Source organism: Pseudoalteromonas sp. S1610 (assembly GCF_005887465.1).
In the GTDB taxonomy this organism is placed as follows: domain Bacteria; phylum Pseudomonadota; class Gammaproteobacteria; order Enterobacterales; family Alteromonadaceae; genus Pseudoalteromonas; species Pseudoalteromonas undina.
In genome coordinates this window covers 26,809-43,022 of sequence record NZ_PNDI01000018.1, presented here as the reverse complement: position 1 = coordinate 43,022, position 16,214 = coordinate 26,809, and the positions used below count along the sequence as shown (strand labels likewise).

18 protein-coding genes are annotated in these 16,214 nt (G+C 39.7%); 7 read left to right on the top strand and 11 right to left on the bottom strand.

What is annotated here, in order from left to right:
* Nucleotides 1-261: 261 nt before the first annotated feature.
* Nucleotides 262-1,305, top strand: a complete 1,044-nt coding sequence (locus CWB77_RS08945; RefSeq protein ID WP_010390257.1) for an AI-2E family transporter — start codon at nucleotides 262-264, stop codon at nucleotides 1,303-1,305.
* 46 nt (nucleotides 1,306-1,351) lie between these two features.
* Here CWB77_RS08945 and CWB77_RS08940 read toward each other — a convergent pair whose 3' ends face one another.
* Nucleotides 1,352-2,434 carry a flavin monoamine oxidase family protein gene (locus CWB77_RS08940; protein ID WP_138622401.1) on the bottom strand — a complete coding sequence of 361 codons (1,083 nt, stop codon included), beginning with the start codon at nucleotides 2,432-2,434 and terminating at the stop codon, nucleotides 1,352-1,354.
* 293 nt (nucleotides 2,435-2,727) lie between these two features.
* On the opposite strand from CWB77_RS08940, the gene CWB77_RS08935 reads away from it, so the two are divergent.
* From CWB77_RS08935 to CWB77_RS08925, 3 genes are all read left to right on the top strand, one after another.
* Nucleotides 2,728-3,072 (top strand): VOC family protein, encoded by a 345-nt coding sequence (locus CWB77_RS08935; RefSeq protein WP_076918593.1) that lies wholly within the window; start codon nucleotides 2,728-2,730, stop codon nucleotides 3,070-3,072.
* An 873-nt stretch (nucleotides 3,073-3,945) separates the two neighbouring features.
* On the top strand, nucleotides 3,946-4,335 hold the full coding sequence (locus tag CWB77_RS08930) for a hypothetical protein (protein WP_138569747.1): 390 nt from the start codon (nucleotides 3,946-3,948) through the stop codon (nucleotides 4,333-4,335).
* A 190-nt stretch (nucleotides 4,336-4,525) separates the two neighbouring features.
* On the top strand, nucleotides 4,526-4,876 hold the full coding sequence (locus CWB77_RS08925; RefSeq protein ID WP_138622399.1) for a VOC family protein: 351 nt from the start codon (nucleotides 4,526-4,528) through the stop codon (nucleotides 4,874-4,876).
* A 109-nt stretch (nucleotides 4,877-4,985) separates the two neighbouring features.
* On the opposite strand, the gene CWB77_RS08920 is transcribed toward CWB77_RS08925, so the two are convergent.
* The 5 genes from CWB77_RS08920 to CWB77_RS08900 all read right to left on the bottom strand — a co-directional run bounded on the left by CWB77_RS08920 (nucleotide 4,986) and on the right by CWB77_RS08900 (nucleotide 8,127).
* Nucleotides 4,986-5,333, bottom strand: coding sequence for a hypothetical protein (locus CWB77_RS08920; protein ID WP_241773555.1), 348 nt, complete (start codon nucleotides 5,331-5,333; stop codon nucleotides 4,986-4,988).
* Between the two features lie 52 nt (nucleotides 5,334-5,385).
* A complete protein-coding gene (locus CWB77_RS08915; protein WP_041708929.1) occupies nucleotides 5,386-6,723 on the bottom strand; it encodes an ATP-binding protein in 1,338 nt (445 codons plus the stop codon).
* Nucleotides 6,717-7,391 (bottom strand): response regulator transcription factor, encoded by a 675-nt coding sequence (locus CWB77_RS08910; RefSeq protein WP_010390247.1) that lies wholly within the window; start codon nucleotides 7,389-7,391, stop codon nucleotides 6,717-6,719. The genes CWB77_RS08915 and CWB77_RS08910 overlap by 7 nt, the downstream gene beginning before the upstream one ends.
* A 3-nt stretch (nucleotides 7,392-7,394) precedes the next feature.
* Nucleotides 7,395-7,655 (bottom strand): PepSY domain-containing protein, encoded by a 261-nt coding sequence (locus tag CWB77_RS08905; protein WP_010390245.1) that lies wholly within the window; start codon nucleotides 7,653-7,655, stop codon nucleotides 7,395-7,397.
* A gap of 169 nt (nucleotides 7,656-7,824) precedes the next feature.
* Nucleotides 7,825-8,127, bottom strand: a complete 303-nt coding sequence (locus CWB77_RS08900) for a YciI family protein (RefSeq protein WP_054201050.1) — start codon at nucleotides 8,125-8,127, stop codon at nucleotides 7,825-7,827.
* A 188-nt stretch (nucleotides 8,128-8,315) separates the two neighbouring features.
* On the opposite strand from CWB77_RS08900, the gene CWB77_RS08895 reads away from it, so the two are divergent.
* Complete coding sequence (locus CWB77_RS08895) at nucleotides 8,316-9,740, top strand: sodium-dependent transporter (RefSeq protein WP_010390240.1); 1,425 nt, start codon at nucleotides 8,316-8,318, stop codon at nucleotides 9,738-9,740.
* A gap of 54 nt (nucleotides 9,741-9,794) precedes the next feature.
* Here CWB77_RS08895 and CWB77_RS08890 read toward each other — a convergent pair whose 3' ends face one another.
* Nucleotides 9,795-10,436: a CPBP family intramembrane glutamic endopeptidase gene (locus tag CWB77_RS08890; RefSeq protein WP_075169134.1), complete on the bottom strand. Its 642-nt coding sequence runs from the start codon at nucleotides 10,434-10,436 to the stop codon at nucleotides 9,795-9,797.
* Between the two features lie 231 nt (nucleotides 10,437-10,667).
* Here CWB77_RS08890 and CWB77_RS08885 point away from each other — a divergent pair, with 231 nt between their 5' ends.
* Together CWB77_RS08885 and CWB77_RS08880 are read left to right on the top strand one after the other, a co-directional pair.
* Nucleotides 10,668-10,937, top strand: coding sequence for an HU family DNA-binding protein (locus tag CWB77_RS08885; RefSeq protein ID WP_054201048.1), 270 nt, complete (start codon nucleotides 10,668-10,670; stop codon nucleotides 10,935-10,937).
* Nucleotides 10,938-11,160: 223 nt separating this feature from the next.
* Nucleotides 11,161-11,739 (top strand): type 1 glutamine amidotransferase domain-containing protein, encoded by a 579-nt coding sequence (locus CWB77_RS08880; protein WP_054201047.1) that lies wholly within the window; start codon nucleotides 11,161-11,163, stop codon nucleotides 11,737-11,739.
* 65 nt (nucleotides 11,740-11,804) lie between these two features.
* On the opposite strand, the gene trpA is transcribed toward CWB77_RS08880, so the two are convergent.
* From trpA to trpD, 4 genes are read right to left on the bottom strand one after another with little or no spacing between them, the layout of a single operon-like run.
* Nucleotides 11,805-12,626, bottom strand: a complete 822-nt coding sequence (trpA, locus tag CWB77_RS08875) for a tryptophan synthase subunit alpha (RefSeq protein ID WP_138622397.1) — start codon at nucleotides 12,624-12,626, stop codon at nucleotides 11,805-11,807.
* Nucleotides 12,623-13,807 carry a tryptophan synthase subunit beta gene (gene trpB / locus CWB77_RS08870; RefSeq protein WP_055012628.1) on the bottom strand — a complete coding sequence of 395 codons (1,185 nt, stop codon included), beginning with the start codon at nucleotides 13,805-13,807 and terminating at the stop codon, nucleotides 12,623-12,625. The genes trpA and trpB overlap by 4 nt, the downstream gene beginning before the upstream one ends.
* Nucleotides 13,808-13,814: 7 nt before the next feature.
* On the bottom strand, nucleotides 13,815-15,179 hold the full coding sequence (trpCF, locus tag CWB77_RS08865; protein WP_138622395.1) for a bifunctional indole-3-glycerol-phosphate synthase TrpC/phosphoribosylanthranilate isomerase TrpF: 1,365 nt from the start codon (nucleotides 15,177-15,179) through the stop codon (nucleotides 13,815-13,817).
* A complete protein-coding gene (gene trpD, locus CWB77_RS08860) occupies nucleotides 15,172-16,209 on the bottom strand; it encodes an anthranilate phosphoribosyltransferase (RefSeq protein WP_054201045.1) in 1,038 nt (345 codons plus the stop codon). The genes trpCF and trpD overlap by 8 nt, the downstream gene beginning before the upstream one ends.
* Nucleotides 16,210-16,214 lie beyond the last annotated feature (5 nt).

The following is a 16,214-nucleotide window of genomic DNA, read 5'->3' as shown; positions in this document are numbered from 1 at the left end:
AACCTAGTGGGCTAAGTAAAAACCGAGCAACAAAGAGTAAATCGCCCCTAGGCAGAACCCGAAGGGCAGCGCCTGTTTGGCATTAATGCTGCGTTATCGCCTATTTATGGGGAACAACCACACCACATAGGCTCTGCCTTGCCTTAATACCAAAAAGACGGCTGCAAATCTAATCTTGAAAGGCCAACAGACCCTTTAACATTTCATTCTATTAGCTTTTGCCTTACACTAAAGCCAAATAACAGTAATAGGATAAGAGTATTGGCAAGTTTAACTGGGGTAAATAAAAGCTTAATAATTTTTGCCGCTTTGGTCATTGTGCTAGCGGGTATTAAAGCCGCAAGCGCTATTGTTATTCCGTTTATTTTGGCAGCATTTATAGCCATAATTTGTAGCCCACTTATTAACTTTTTTGCTCGTTACCGTATTCCAAAAGGCATAGCGGTAGTGCTTGTGGTGCTTATTATTATGGGCTTAGGCGTTAGCTTAGGCGGTTTAGTAGGGCAGTCGGTTAACGATTTTTCAAAACAGTTACCTGAATATAAAGCACAATTAAAAGAAGAATTTGTATGGTTGGTTGATGTGGCCTCGCAATACAATATCTTAATTAATAAAGAACAAATTTTGTCTATGTTTGACCCTGGCAAAATGGTTGATGTTGCCACCAATATGCTAACGGGTTTAGGTAGCGTAATGGCCAATATGTTTTTAATTATTTTAACGGTTGTTTTTATGCTGTTTGAAGGGCCGATACTTGGCAAAAAAATTCATTTAGCACTGGACGATCCCGACAGCAAAATCAAGCAAATTGACCGTTTTTTAGACTCTATTAACTCTTATTTAGCTATTAAAACCTTAGTGAGTTTAGCCACTGGTGTAATTGCTGGTTTTTACCTGTGGATACTCGATGTTGATTATTTTGTACTATGGGGCGTATTGGCATTTATGCTTAATTACATTCCTAACATTGGTTCAATCATTGCGGCTGTGCCTGCACTGTTACTGGCGCTTATTACGCAAGGCCCATTAGTGGCAGGGCTCGTCGGCGCGGGTTATTTAACCATTAATACCGTTATGGGTAATATTGTAGAGCCAAAATACATGGGCAAAGGCCTCGGGCTTTCTACCTTAGTGGTGTTTTTATCGTTAATATTTTGGGGCTGGTTATTAGGCTCTGTAGGTATGTTGTTATCGGTGCCGTTAACCATGATTGTAAAAATAGCACTTGAAGCCAGTGATGAAGGGCGTTGGTTAGCTACCATGCTTGGCACAGGTGAAGAAACCGTCATAAAATCAGAAGACTAATACCTTACAAAGGCGTGCCTACACAGCACGCCTTTTAATTAAAAACCTAAGCATCTATTAAATTAGCTAAGGCGCTATCTACAGCGTTTATAGCCCCCTCTAAATAACCTGCCTCATGCTTTGCAAACTCACTCCCCACAAAATGCACTTGTAACTGTTTGAGCTGCTCGCTAAGCCCTGAAAAATTGAATTCTGGGTGCTGCGACACACCTATTTGGTCATCTTTGTTGGTAATAAATTCATCCTCAGCCCAATCCTTTATAATGCAGCTTTTCGCTTTATAGGCTTGCTCACCGTAAAAATAGCTGAGCTGTTCAAGGCAAGCCTGAGTTAATTGTTCTCTGGTTACTTTACTGCGCTGAAAGTAAGGCACGCCAATAAAGCCAAACAAAGCAGGGTGAGAATGCTCACTTGCTGACGCATCATGAACTTCTACCAATGGGCCTACTCGGCTAAAACATTGTCCCGATAAATTTTTATCTCGCCAAAAAGCGTGCTCAAAAGTGGCAATAAACTTTGCTTGGCCAGCCATCCATGTAGGCACCGACGCTAAACGCTGTGTTAAAACATTATCGGCCCATAAATGCGGGGTTAAATGTTGACTGATCATTCTAGGCGGTAATGCCAACAGTAACTGATCGCAAGTATAGTGCTGCCTACTCCCTTGATAATTAGCGCTTATATGCCAGCCATCGGAGAGCTTTTTTACTTCGCTAACAGCGTGCTCTAATTTAACGGTTTTTGGCTCAAGCTGCTGATAAAGCGCATTGATAAGCTCGTCCATACCGTTTTGTATTCTAAATAACTGCATTTCGCCAGCCCCTGCAATTTGCTGTGCAGGAGCGGTTTGTGATGCTTGATACAGCACATCGCCTTGGGTGTATTGCTCAAACACTGGGATGTTTAAAACAGCAACTAATTGTTGAATATTAGGCTGGTGCGGAAATATCCATGTTGGGCCTAAATCGTGGCCAATAGTGTTGTTGGTCGATAAATAATGAGACGCAATTCTACCGCCCAAACTGGCTTTGGCCTCTAATAATAAAAACGGAATATCACGTTTTTTAAGGTTGTAAGCAGCATATAAGCCCGCTAAGCCACCACCAATAATAACCACAGGTTTATGCATTTTAAATCACTTTAGCTAAGTCAATCTACTGGTAGGTAGTTTGTGGTTTTTGTGCAATTTTGTCAAAACGTTTTATGGACTAAGTGAATAAGCGGAGTGCGCCTCTATATTCAGGAAAATGAGCCAAGCGGGAACAGAGTGCTAATTAATTACGCTTTAAAATAATAAAAACTTAATGATAGTAATATGTTAGCTAATTTGTTAAAACTATATAACAAAAAATGAATGCTGCTTTGGTAGAGATATACACGAATCGCGCAGTATAAAATTGTTAGCTGCTTTTGGAAAGAATCATGGATGTAATAGATATAAAAACATTTATCCCAAGTAAGGATTTCGAAATTTCAAAGTCTTTCTACTCGGAAATTGGATTCAAATCAGAATACGTAACCGATGATCTCACACTTTTTGAAAACGGTGATTGTCTTTTCTTTTTGCAGCGCTTTTACAATGAAGATTTGGCCAAAAATTTTATGTTGCAAATCTGCGTTTCAAACATCTATGAAGCGTATGAGTTATGCTCTAAATCCGAACACAAAACAAAGATTACCCCAATCAGACATGAAGCTTGGGGTAAGGTCTTTTATTTATTAGGGCCAGTGGGTGAACTGTTGCATATCACGCAGCTGGGCAGCTAACAAAACGCTGTTGGGGCTCCCTTTGGTCGCTGGCCGTTAACACGTGGGTTGACTCGCTTCGCTCGGATTTTAGCCCACGAGCTAATTATTCAATAAAAGTAATGTAGACACCCATTTTAAAGCACAAAATAGAAAACACCCTTTAAAGGTGTTGATATTTTATAGACTTAAACAATATTTATTAAGCTTTCTATGCAGTGCGCCAAGACACTACAAACAGCAACTGTCCCCATGATCGTTTTTGATGCAAATCAAATTTTAGTACAGATAGTTCTGTTTCAATGGAGATGAAGAGTGATATTAGTTTTGTTTTTTATGTTTCTATCTTTTTTTAGATGGTGTTACCTTTACTTCATCTTAGTTAAGTTAAAAAGAAATAGAGCAACAGTTATCAGGATCGATATTGTAATATTGTTGGTGCAAGTATACGTGGCAGTCTGTCTTGAAAACTCGACTTATTTTTTATCGGGCACTGGGTTTGCTTTTGTTCTCATCGCAACGGTTGAAAGTATGATGCTAAGAAAAAAATCATCAGAATAGTAGCAAGATCGTTCCTAATTTTTTAAGAAGCTGAATTAATTCCACTTAAGCCTCAGACCACTATGGCAATATTTAAACATAGTATGGTTAGAAGTAATTAAATTTCCGCACTTGTTCTGGTAACTTAAAGCGACACTGATACCACTAAAGTTAATCAAGGAAATTAAACTATAAAACTTTTTAAAAGATAAAAATGACAGCACTAGTTTATTGGCGAGAATGATTGATAGAGTTTGTGTCTGAAAGTAATATTTTAGAATAAATACTGAACAAAAGAGTAAAGTTTCTACATGTTTTGCTAAAAGCAGTATTCGTTAATAGGATTTTATTAAAATGAGTGAGGGAATATACATTCAGTTAGTTGCTATTCTAGCAGCTTTAGGCTGGACCTTTTTACAGGTTTGTTGCCTGTTTATCGCTACACAATGTGTTTTTGGAATTGTGAATTTGGGATCTAATAGCTCAAGTATTCGTGAGAAAATATTACTGCATGCTGTTTCGGGAGCTTTTTACTCTTTGTTTATACTGCCATTTATTTCGTTAGTGATGTTTTACTTTGCCACGTTCAATATTCAAGGCTGGTATGAACTCAAACCGTCAATTTGGGTGTTTGCAACTTGGTGCGGCGGATTGTTTATGTTCTTTTTTTTCATATCCTTAACGGAATGGTTTGTGCGATCTAGTAAAAATAAACAAAAGAAACGTATGAATAACGATAATTAATATTAAATCAGCCCTTAATTTTGTACCTTCAAATGCTTTATAAGTGGGTTTTATTCAGTATTAATTATATGTAGTGTCTAAGCGCATTCTTATCAAAGTTTATCAGTTGTTTATGCTTTTGCTGCTATCTTTATTTATTACCAGTTCAAATCGCAAATAATATAAACAAGAATAAGGGCAAAAAACTAAAATGACTCAAAATAATAAAATTAACTATATTGAAATTCCTGCACAAAATATTGCAGCTACTAAGGCCTTTTTTAGTGACGTGTTTGGCTGGTCATTTGTAGATTATGGCCCAGAATACTGTAGCTTTGCCGCACAAGGGGTTGATGGTGGTTTCTTTAAATCTGACTTGGTTGCTGCTACTAAAAACGGAAGCCCGTTAATTGTGTTATACAGTAATGACCTTGAAGCGACTCAAAATAAAATTGAGCAAGCTGGAGGCAAAATAATTAAGCCTACATTTTCATTTCCAGGTGGTAGACGATTTCACTTTAGCGACCCAAATGGAAATGAATTTGCGGTATGGTCAGAGTAGTCACACGCAAACTATATAAATACAAAAATGCAGCCTTTAAGGCTGCACTTCCAAAACACTAACCACTAAATTAGCAAGCTTCAACACATAATGTTTAATTAGGAGCTGGTTAAAGCCCCATTTTAAGCTGCTGAATGAATTGCTCTATCATTGCTATTTCACACTCTTTATAAGTTACTACAGCTTCTGGTGAATTAGGCTGTTTTAACATATAACGCCACTGGCAACTTTTTTGAATGTACTTGTCTTTGGCGTTAAGGCTTTGCTTAAACAATGATAAAATGTAGGTGTTACCAGTTTCACTTTCTAATTCGGCCAGTTCAAAGGTACGCTTTTGGATCCAGCTATCTTGTTGCTGTTGCACTTTATTTAATTTGGCGTCTAAACATTGTGTGTAATCTTTAATTTGCTCGGGTAGGGCATTGTTTTGCAATGTACACTCTTGCACTGCAGCCATACTTTGCTGCGCCCATAAAAATAAAAGGCTTAAGCTAAAACAAAAGATGTAGTTACTTTTTTTCATGGTAATTAAACTCGAGAATAAATTTTGCACCGCCTAAACGTTGCGACTGAGATATAGTTAACAGCCCGTGATACGACTTAACCAAGTCAGATACAATAGCCATACCAACACCGTGGCCGCTTTCGTAGGTATCTAGGCGCGTACCGCGTTGTAACAATGATTCGCGTTTATCTGGCTTAATACCTGGGCCGTCATCACAAATGCTTATACTGAGCGTTTTAGCTTGTGAAACATTAATACTGACTTGGGAGCGACAGGCTTTACAGGCATTATCTATTAAGTTGCCTAATAACTCCATTAAATCGGTTTTATCACCTAAAAAGTAATCTTTATCGCTCACTTGGCAGTTAAATATAATGTCTTTATCGCGGTATACTTTACTCATTGCGCTTAAGATAGAATCGATAACCGGCTTGATGGGGGTTTGTTTTTTCCATGTATCGGAAGCCCCCGTGGCGGCACGTTTTAATTGGTGCTCGATCATCACATTAATTCTGTCGAGTTGTTCTTGTGCATCTGCATCGTTAGCGAGTGGGCTTGATTTTAAAACAGCTAACGGCGTTTTAAGTGCATGGGCTAAATCGCTAAGAGAGGCGCGGTATCGTTCTTTTTGACGTTGCTGCGACTCTAACAGTAAATTTAGGTCGGCTTTAATCGTTTGCAGTTCAACGGGGTATAAGCCTTTAATTTCTTGAATATCGCCTGATTCAATGGCTTTTATTTCTTTATCTAAACGCTGTAGTGGCCTTGCACTCCAAATAAAACCAATGGCCATCAACCCTGCAATGGCAATTCCCATTATAAACATCCAATCAACTAGGGTCTGTTTAAAGCCATCCATTAAGCGCAGTAGGGCATCGTTGCGTTTTAATAAAATAAAGCGTGCTTGCTCTGATTGGTCAATATTATTAAGTATTACCGTTAAACTTAATTGCCAATAAGCAGTGTTGTTATACACCACACGTCTAAAGTCGGCAGCGCCTGCTTTGGGCTCTATATATTGGGGAACAAAGTTAACGTTAACCGCCGACTCAGAATGCCAAATAGGCACGTCGTCACGGTATATCATGGCGTAGGTGTCTGAGTTTAGATTGTTGAGTTCAGGGGTTAATATAGAGCTGGGCATAATAATGCCGCGCTCGGTAAAATCAACTTCGGAAATAAGTGAATACAGGTGTGCTTCGAGGTTTTTTTCGGTGGCATCAACAAGTGACGCATAATACGCTTTACCTATGGAGTAAAACAAAATGGGTAGGGCGACTAACAAAACAAAGACAAGGATAAATCCTTGCCTTATTTTTAACGAAACTTGCGGTCCTACCACTGGCTTTTAAGCCTGTAACCACGCCCACGCAGTGTTTCTACTGGGTTAAGCACGCCATCTGGGTCGAGTTTTTTACGTAAACGTAGTACAAACACTTCAATTACATTCGAATCAAGGTCAAAGTCTTGGTCGTAAATATGCTCTGTAAGCTCAGACTTTGAAATTACTTTTTGTGGGTTAACCATTAAGTATTCGAGTACTTTGTACTCATACGCAGTTAAGCTCAGTTCTTTGTCGTTTACCCATACTTGTTGTGAACGCGTATGAATTTTAATAGGGCCGGCTGTCATTTCTGGATTTGCTTTACCTGCACTACGACGAATAAGCGCATTACAACGAGCAATCAGTTCTTCAACATGAAATGGTTTAGTTAGGTAGTCGTCAGCACCGGCATCTAAGCCTTCTACTTTGTCTTGCCAGCGATCGCGCGCGGTTAAAATCAAAATAGGAATAGTCACCCCTTGGGCGCGCGCTTTATTTATTAGCTCAATACCGTCTATTTTAGGTAAGCCTAAATCAACTACAGCCATATCTAAAGGGTATTCAGTGATGTGAAAAAGGCCAGCTTCACCGTCGTGACATAAATCAACACTGTAACGCTCTTTTTCTAATGCATTGCGCAGATTGTCTGCCAAATGTAAATCATCTTCTATTACTAAAATTCGCATTGGTTAATCCTTTTTCACTTCGCCAGTTTTTTTGTTTATTTTCAAATCGACGACGTGGCCGTCAGCTTTTAAAATTCGTACAGTAAAAAAAAGTGTTTCTTCAGAAATCTTTAACGTTGTACCGTCTGTAGTTTGTTTTGCAAGTATTACTGCTTTTTTTTTGCTTACCTCAACTTTATCGGTTTTGCTTTTGGTATTGTTTGCGTGGGCAAAATTAGCCAAACACACTACCGCGATTAAATTGAGTATTAATAATACACGCATTACGGAACTCCTAGAACAGACCTGCTTAGCTTAAAAACTAAGCCACTAAAACTTTAATACCTTAATACCTTGCGGTGTATTTAAGTTTTTATTAAGCAAAGTTTAATTAAAAATGAGTGAACAAACCCTGAATTGCTGGTTGCAGTTAAACAGGGTGGTCATAGTTTAATTAAGCAGGGAACACTTTTTTAAATGGTTTAACAATAGAGTTTTCATATACGCCACCGGCAACATAAGGATCATCTGCCGCCCATTCTCTGGCGTCTTCTAAAGAATTAAATTGAGCAATCACTAAAGAACCCGTAAAGCCAGCATCTTGAGGGTCTTCACTATCAATGGCTGGAAGTGGACCTGCGGTTAATAGTCTGCCTTCGTCTTCTAGCGTTTGTAAGCGCGCTAAATGAGCTGGGCGAGCCGCTTTACGGTGCTCTAAACTATTTTGGACGTCTGTTGAATAAATCATATACAACATATAAATACTCTCAAAACTTGTTAAATTTAATTAACTGCATACTAGCATAGCGTTGATAAATGGTGAATTAAAAGTGTTTATGGCGATGTTTACAGCAAGAATGTTTTTTTACACGGTAATTGCTTGAAAAGCGTTGCGTAACACTGGTAGAGTCCCTTGGATAAGATAAATAATAACAAGGTTATTACATGAGTGAAAATAGAGAGCACTTTAGCTCCCGCTTAGGATTTATATTGGCAGCGGCAGGCTCTGCTGTGGGTATTGGTAACTTAGTAGGCTTTCCAGTTTCTGCGACTAAGAATGGCGGTGGTGCATTTTTGCTCGTCTATGCTTTGTTTGTCGCATTCATTTGTTTACCCGTAATGATGGCTGAAATGGCCATGGGTCGTCATGCACAAAAAGACCCGCTGGGTGCATACAAAAAATTAGCTAATAACGACAAAAAATGGAAATTTGCTGGCTTTTTAGCGGTATTAACGCCGTTTATGATTGCTGTTTTTTATATGGTGATCACGGTGTGGATTTTTGGTTACTTGAGCCAAACCGCGCTGGGTAATTTAGATATGCTGGCAAACCCTGGACACTTTGGTGAGTTTATAAATAGCTATACCGTGTTTGGTTATATGGCGCTGGTAGTAGTTATTGTTAACCTAATTTTGGTCGGTGGCGTAAAAGACGGCATAGAAAAAGCAGCTAAATTTTTAATGCCAGCTTTATTTGTAATGCTTATTATATTGGTGGGTTACGTACTCACTCTTGATAACGCCATGGCCGGTGTTAAGTACTATATTATTCCTGATTTTAGTAAAATGAATGCCAGCGTGCTGAATGGCGCATTGAGCCAAGCGTTTTTCTCATTGTCGTTAGGTATGGGTATTTTAATTACCTATGCATCTTATATCTCGAAAAAAGATGACATCGTAGGCAGTGCTAAAATGGTCGCTATTACCGACTCACTGGTTGCGTTTGTAGCAGGCTTAATGGTGTTACCGGCTATTTTTAGCTTTGATCCAAATACCGATCCGGCTAAGTTATCTGACTCGTCAGTTTCAATGATTTTTGTCTACCTTCCAAAAATTTTATTAGCGCTACAAAATGATATTGGTTACTTTGGCGCATCAGCCGTGGCATTTATTTTCTTCTTATTGGTATTTTTTGCTGCTATCACATCACTGGTATCTATTGTTGAAGTACCAACAGCAACACTAAGCGATCGTAAAGGCATTAGCCGTAAAAAAGCGCTGGGCATACTCACTTTATCAACCGGTATATTAACTATTTTGTGTATTATGTCGTTTGGTATGATTGACAGCCTAACTACTTTTACTAGCTACGGTAGTGGTAATAAGAGCTTTTTTGATGTTGTTTATGACGTATTTTACGACACAATATTGCCTTTAAATGGTTTAATGGTGTGTTTGTTTGTAATGTATAAATGGAAAAAAGTTCGCTTAAGCGAAGAGCTAAGACAAGGCTCTCCTAATTATGCTAATAGCTTTATGGAAAAGTACGTTAACTTTTCACTGCAAACCTTTATTCCAGCGATATTATTAATCATTTTTGTAAATACCGTTGCAACGAAGTTTTTTGATATCAGTATTTTTGGTTTTTAATTTAAACTAAATCTAAATAAGCCGCGCCTGTCGCGGCTTTTTTATTGCTGTTTGTTAATTCAGTGCACCAGAGTCTAAATAGTCACCCATCCCTAGGGTAAACATCCATATTCCCCATAAGCTGTGCTCAAGAACACAGGCAAAGGTTGAGCGGCTTTGTGCGTAGGTATATGCAAATAGTAATCCGCCTATAAATGCTAAACTTACTGCAACCCAATTAGCGTAAACAATATGTGCCAGTGCAAATACACTCGCACTGACAATAATGCGTAGCCATTTACTGGGCATAATGCGCTTATAACGATGAAAAAAGTAGGTTCTAAATATTAATTCTTGCGGGATCACCGACAATAAAGGGTAGAGCAGTAATAGCATTAGCCAGTCGGTGAGATTTTCACGAGGTAAAGTAAACCAGTGTCCTTGGTAAAGTAAGTTGTAAAATACCCCCGAAAATAATGCGCCAATAAAGAAAAAGCTAAACATGCGGCGCTTCACAGCAGAAAACTGCCCCAAGCTAGTTAATCTAAAACGTTTAAAGTGGCTGTCGTTTAATAACAACATACAGCACACACTCATGAGGATGATCAGTGCTGGAATAAGCCAATTAGATAAATATTGGCGAACATTAAAGCCAATTAAAGGCAGAATGATAAAAATAAAAGTAAATTCAAACCAGCGGTATTGATTAGCGTTCACGTTTGCTCACGGTGATTTTTATTTCACCTTAGCAAACGATTAAGTCATATTTATGACTATAAAACAGTCAAGCTGATTATATTTAAACCCAATGAGTCTTACTAAGGCACTTGGCTTCCGGTTAAGGTTGACTTACCCCCTTGCAACCCTTAGCCTGCCTGCTTTTATTTTTACATCATTGTATTGCCACGTTAATAGTTTTAAGCCTAGGCGTGTATTTAGGAGCAAAAAATGAATAAAGCAGAATTGGTTTCAGCTATTGCGGATGCGAGTGAATTAACAAAAAAAGACGCACAAGCTGCGTTAACCAGCTTACAAAAAGTGATTACAAAGTCGCTGTCTGAAGGCGATCAGGTACAAATTTCAGGCTTTGGTACTTTTGCACTTAGTTACTACCCAGCGCGTACTGGTCGTAATCCACAAACTGGTGAAGCGATTGAAATACAAGGGGCTAATAAAGCCGTATTTAAACCAGCAAAAGCGTTAAAAGAGCGCCTTTAATTTAAAACTTTAGTGCCTGTTAAGTTCGCTTCTTCCCCAAAAGCCACTATTTAGCTTACAGGCTCTTTGCTTTATTACTTTTGCCTGTAGTATCTGCAATCAGTGTAAATAATTTACATTACTTGTTTATTACCTTTTATAAAATCTTATTATATTCAGCGTGTTATGTTTGGTATGTGATATGCAAATACTGTTATGTATTGAATGAAATAAGGAGTATTTAATGAGTAACTTACATAACAGTAATCGTTTAAAAGGTAAAAAAATTGCCATTTTAGCCACCGATGGATTTGAGCAAAGCGAGTTACTCTCGCCACAGGCTGCATTACTTGAGGCGGGCGCCGATATAGATGTTGTTTCTATTAAAGAAGGGCAGATCACCGCATGGGATGAAGACAAGTGGGGTGAAAAAGTTGCTGTTGATAAATTAGCAGCCAATGCAAATGCCGGTGATTACGATGCGCTTTTACTGCCTGGTGGCTTGTTTAATCCCGATAGCTTACGCCAAGACTCGGATGCTAAGGCATTTGTAGATGGTTTTTTTGGAGCAAAGAAAAACAAACCCGTTGCCGCTATTTGCCATGCGCCGTGGTTACTCGCGGAGATTAACAAGCTCAGAGACAAAAAGGTTACTTCATATCCCAGTATTAAAAGTGATTTAATTAATGCCGGTGCTAACTGGGTCGACCAAGAGGTTTGTGTTGATCAAGGCTTAGTGACTAGTCGCAGCCCTGCAGATTTAGACGCGTTTAATGCTAAGTTTATTGAAGAGATTCTTGAGGGTAAGCATCAAGCCCATTAAGTTTGCAGTTTAAATAAAAAAGGGCATGTTACATGCCCTTTTTTAGTGATTAAAAACGCCGTTGATTAAAGCGCTGTTGCGGCTTTCATCTCGGTTACAAATGTTTTTAATTGTGTGGTCATTGCATTTAAGTCATTTAGGTTTGCTTCAATGATTTTTACTACTGCAGAACCTGAAATAGCACCCGCAGCACCGGCTTTAAGCGCGGCTTTTACATCATCAGGTGTTGAAATACCAAAGCCTAATAACGCAGGCGCACTGTGGTACTCTTGTAAGCGCGAAACCACGTGTGTTGCAGGCATTTGTGCTTTAGTATCGGTGCCTGTTACCCCTGCACGAGACAGTAAGTAAGTGTAACCGCGACCGTACGATGCGCACTCACGCAACGTATCGTCACTGGCGTTCGGCGTAGCGATAAATATCGGGTCAATACCGTTTGCCATGGCGGCTTTTCTAAACATTTTAGACTCGTGTAATGGCACATCAGCCACTAAAATAGAGTCAACGCCTACTGCTTTTGCATCAGTGTAAAACTTTTCTAAGCCACGTTTAAAGATTAAGTTTGAATACAGTAATAAACCAATTGGGATGTCGGCATTGTACTGGCGTATTTCTTTAATAATATCAAAACAATCTTGTGTATTAATGTGCTCATCTAAAGCACGAATATTGGCCTTTTGAATAACAGGGCCGTCGGCAATCGGATCTGAAAACGGAATACCTAGCTCTAGTCCATCTGCGCCGCCATCAATTAGGCTTTTAATAATTTCAATGCTTTGCGATTTCCCCGGATCGCCAATAGTAACAAATGGTACAAACGCGCCTTGGTTTTGCTCTTTTAGTGCAGCAAACATTTGTCCGTAACGGTCAGTTTTTACTTGGCTCATAATTGACCTTCCTCTGATAATACCTTGTGTACGTGGGCTAAATCTTTATCGCCACGGCCACTTAAATTAACCACTAAAATGCTTTCTTCTTGCAACTCTTCCGCATATTTAAGTGCATATGCAATGGCATGACTTGATTCTAGTGCCGGAATAATACCTTCGTGTTTTGCCAGTGCTTGAAACGCATCAAGAGCTTCGGTATCGCTAATGCCTACATATTGAGCTCGACCAGTTTCGTGTAAAAATGCATGCTGTGGCCCTACAGCAGGGTAATCTAGGCCCGCAGATACAGAGTAAGACTCTTCAATTTGGCCATCGTCATTTTGCATAATGTAGGTATAAGTGCCGTGTAAAATACCTTTAGTGCCTTTGCAGATTGTTGCGCCGTGCTCGTGGGTATCAAGGCCTTTACCTGCTGGTTCTACACCAATTAATTTAACACCCGGCTCGTCAATAAAATCAGTAAACATACCAATGGCATTGGAGCCACCACCTACACAAGCTAAAACCGCATCTGGTAGTCGACCTTCCGCTTTAAGAATTTGCTGTTTAGCTTCCTCGCCAATAATTTTTTGATACTCACGTACAATTGTTGGAAAAGGATGAGGGCCCGCGGCTGTACCTAGCAAGTAATGCGCCTCTTGATAGTTTGCTGACCAATCACGCAGAGCTTCGTTAACCGCATCTTTTAATGTGCCCGAACCTGCTGTAACCGGAATAACTTCAGCGCCCATAAGTTTCATTCTAAATACATTAGGCTGTTGGCGTTCAACGTCTTTTGCACCCATGTAAATACGACATTTTAAGCCAAGTAATGCACACGCAAGTGCGGTGGCTACACCGTGTTGGCCAGCACCGGTCTCTGCTATAACTTCTTTTTTTCCCATGCGTTTAGTCAGTAATGCTTGACCCAACACCTGATTAGTTTTGTGTGCACCACCGTGGAGTAAATCTTCACGCTTTAAGTAAAGTTTAACTTTAGGGTTTTTAACTAAGTTGCGAGTTAACGTAAGCGGCGTAGGGCGACCTGCATACTCGTTTAAAAGCTGAGTAAATTCAGCTTGAAACTTAGGATCTTTTTGCGCTTTGTTAAATTCGCTTTCTAACTGCTTTAGCGCAGGTACGAGTAACTCGGGAACAAACATTCCGCCAAACTCGCCAAAATAAGCTGGATTTTGCATTTTAACCTCAATAGTTTCTGATGCTTGAAAAAGCATGATTTAATTTTTTTGCGCACTTTTTACCAGGAGACTGCTCTACACCTGAATTTAAATCAAGTCCTAAAGCTCCGTGATAGAGGGCATCGCTAATATTGTCTGGGTTTAAGCCGCCAGCAAGCATAAAGGGGGTCGTGGCATCACGCAGTACCGACCAATCGAATGTTTTGCCTGTGCCGCCAGCCTGTGAATCACTGTGGGTGTCGTATAAATGGCGATCTGCGCCTGCAACAGGTTGTGGTAAAGCATCTTTTATTGCCTGTGCTTTCCAAATTTGGCAATTACGTGGTAATTCACTACGTAATGACGCAATGTATTGTTCATCTTCTTGGCCATGTAATTGAACGGCTGATAATTTAAGTTGTTTAGCGTGTTCAGCCACATCAGGTATAGCAGCATTAACAAATACGCCAACAAATTTTAAAGGCGCACTTTGACTGATTTCTTTAGCGCAATCTAAATCAACAAAGCGGGGTGATTTAGGGTAAAAAATCAACCCGCCATACACAGCGCCATTGCTATAGGCTGCAATAGCATCTTGATTGCGGGTTAAGCCGCACACTTTGTTTTCGCCTAATATAACGCGACGACATGCTTGTATTAGATCAGCTTCAGCCATTAATGAGCTGCCAATTAAAAAGCCATTACATAAAGGGGCTAAGCGTTTTACATCTTGATGGGTGTAAATACCTGACTCAGAAATAACCACTTTATTTTCAGGAATAAGTTTACGTAGTCGTTCTGTGGTGGCTAAGTCGGTGCTTAAATCACGCAAATCTCGATTATTAATTCCAATTATTTGTGCATTTAGTGCCAGCGCACGGTGCACTTCTGCTTCGTTACTTACCTCAGTTAATACTGACATATTTAATGAGTCGGCCACTTCATGCAGTGTTTTATATTGCTGATCGTCAAGCACAGATAGCATAAGTAAAATAGCGTCGCCGCCATAAATACGTGCCATATAAACTTGGTACTCATCAATAAAAAAGTCTTTACAAATAAGCGGCTGTTCAACTTGGCTACGTACAAATTCAAGGTAATCAAAGCTGCCTTGAAAGTACTTTTCATCAGTTAACACACTCATACAAGTGGCATACTGCTTATACGCTTGAGTGATTTCTGTTAAATCAAATGGCTGACGAATCAACCCCTTAGAGGGCGACGCTTTTTTGCATTCTAAAATAAACTGTGTACCAGATGCTGCCAGTGCTTTGTAAAAACTACGCTCAGTCGGTTTGGCTTGGTGCTTAAAGCTATCTAGTGGGCGTGCAGCCTTACGCTCGATTAGTTCTATTTTTTTATCAGCAATAATTTTGTCTAATACATTAGCCATGACTTACCTCAATAATTGCATTTAATGTGTCCATGGCCTTGCCTGAACGTAATAAAGAGTGTGTTATTTGTGCACCTTGTTTTAACGACTCTGCTTGGCCGGTTAAGTACAGCAATGCGGCCACATTAACAACAATTGCGGCGTTGTGTGCCTCAGTGCCTTTACCTTGTAAAATAGCAAGGCTGGCGTTTGCATTGTATTGTGGGCCTTCACCGGCTAATTGTTCAAGTGAATAGTTTGCAAGGTCAAAATCACTTGGACTGAGTGTGTACTGAGTAATTTTACCATTATTAAGCTCTACAACCTGTGTTGGACCATGTAAGGCAATTTCGTCAGTACCAGAGCCGTGCACTATCATAGCGCGTTTAGTGCCTAGAGTATTAAGCGTTTGTGCCATTGGCAGACATAAAGACTCATCGTACACGCCGAGTAATTGCACCTCAGGAGCTGCTGGATTAGCCAGTGGCCCAAGAATATTAAAAATGGTTCGGGTTTTTAAACTGGTACGCACGTTCATCGCATGGCGCACCCCACTGTGATAGTGCGGTGCAAATAAAAAGGTAAAATTTGTGCTCTCTAAACAACGAGCAGCGACCTCTGGGGTCATATCGATATTGATCCCCAGTGCTTTGAGCAAGTCAGCAGACCCAGAATTACTCGACACGCTTCGATTGCCATGTTTTACCATATTAATACCTGCCGCGGCCGCCACAATCGCGGCGGTGGTACTAATATTTATAGTGTTTGAACCATCGCCACCGGTGCCACAGCTATCAGCAAGTAGCGTTTTATTAGTGGTAAATGCAACTGCATTTTCACGCATTGAAGCGGCAGCACCGGCAATCTCATCGCTTACTTCACCTTTCATTTTAAGACCAATAAGTAACGCAGAGAGTTCAATGTCGCTCATATTGCCTTGCATAATTTGATCAAATAGCGATTTTGCTTGCACGTAACTAAGTGACTGCTTTGTGATAATGTGCTCAATGGCGTGTTGAACATTAAGCGGGCTGTGTAATTGATTAGTCATAATGT

Coding starts and splice junctions, on each gene's coding strand:
- CWB77_RS08900 (WP_054201050.1), bottom strand. CDS start 8,127: ATGTTGTATATGATTTATTCAACAGACGTCCAAAATAGTTTAGAGCAC.
- CWB77_RS08895 (WP_010390240.1), top strand. CDS start 8,316: ATGAGTGAAAATAGAGAGCACTTTAGCTCCCGCTTAGGATTTATATTG.
- CWB77_RS08920 (WP_241773555.1), bottom strand. CDS start 5,333: ATGGCTGCAGTGCAAGAGTGTACATTGCAAAACAATGCCCTACCCGAG.
- trpCF (WP_138622395.1), bottom strand. CDS start 15,179: ATGGCTAATGTATTAGACAAAATTATTGCTGATAAAAAAATAGAACTA.
- CWB77_RS08905 (WP_010390245.1), bottom strand. CDS start 7,655: ATGCGTGTATTATTAATACTCAATTTAATCGCGGTAGTGTGTTTGGCT.
- CWB77_RS08940 (WP_138622401.1), bottom strand. CDS start 2,434: ATGCATAAACCTGTGGTTATTATTGGTGGTGGCTTAGCGGGCTTATAT.
- CWB77_RS08925 (WP_138622399.1), top strand. CDS start 4,526: ATGACTCAAAATAATAAAATTAACTATATTGAAATTCCTGCACAAAAT.
- trpB (WP_055012628.1), bottom strand. CDS start 13,807: ATGCAAAATCCAGCTTATTTTGGCGAGTTTGGCGGAATGTTTGTTCCC.
- CWB77_RS08880 (WP_054201047.1), top strand. CDS start 11,161: ATGAGTAACTTACATAACAGTAATCGTTTAAAAGGTAAAAAAATTGCC.
- CWB77_RS08885 (WP_054201048.1), top strand. CDS start 10,668: ATGAATAAAGCAGAATTGGTTTCAGCTATTGCGGATGCGAGTGAATTA.
- CWB77_RS08930 (WP_138569747.1), top strand. CDS start 3,946: ATGAGTGAGGGAATATACATTCAGTTAGTTGCTATTCTAGCAGCTTTA.
- trpD (WP_054201045.1), bottom strand. CDS start 16,209: ATGACTAATCAATTACACAGCCCGCTTAATGTTCAACACGCCATTGAG.
- CWB77_RS08935 (WP_076918593.1), top strand. CDS start 2,728: ATGGATGTAATAGATATAAAAACATTTATCCCAAGTAAGGATTTCGAA.
- trpA (WP_138622397.1), bottom strand. CDS start 12,626: ATGAGCCAAGTAAAAACTGACCGTTACGGACAAATGTTTGCTGCACTA.
- CWB77_RS08910 (WP_010390247.1), bottom strand. CDS start 7,391: ATGCGAATTTTAGTAATAGAAGATGATTTACATTTGGCAGACAATCTG.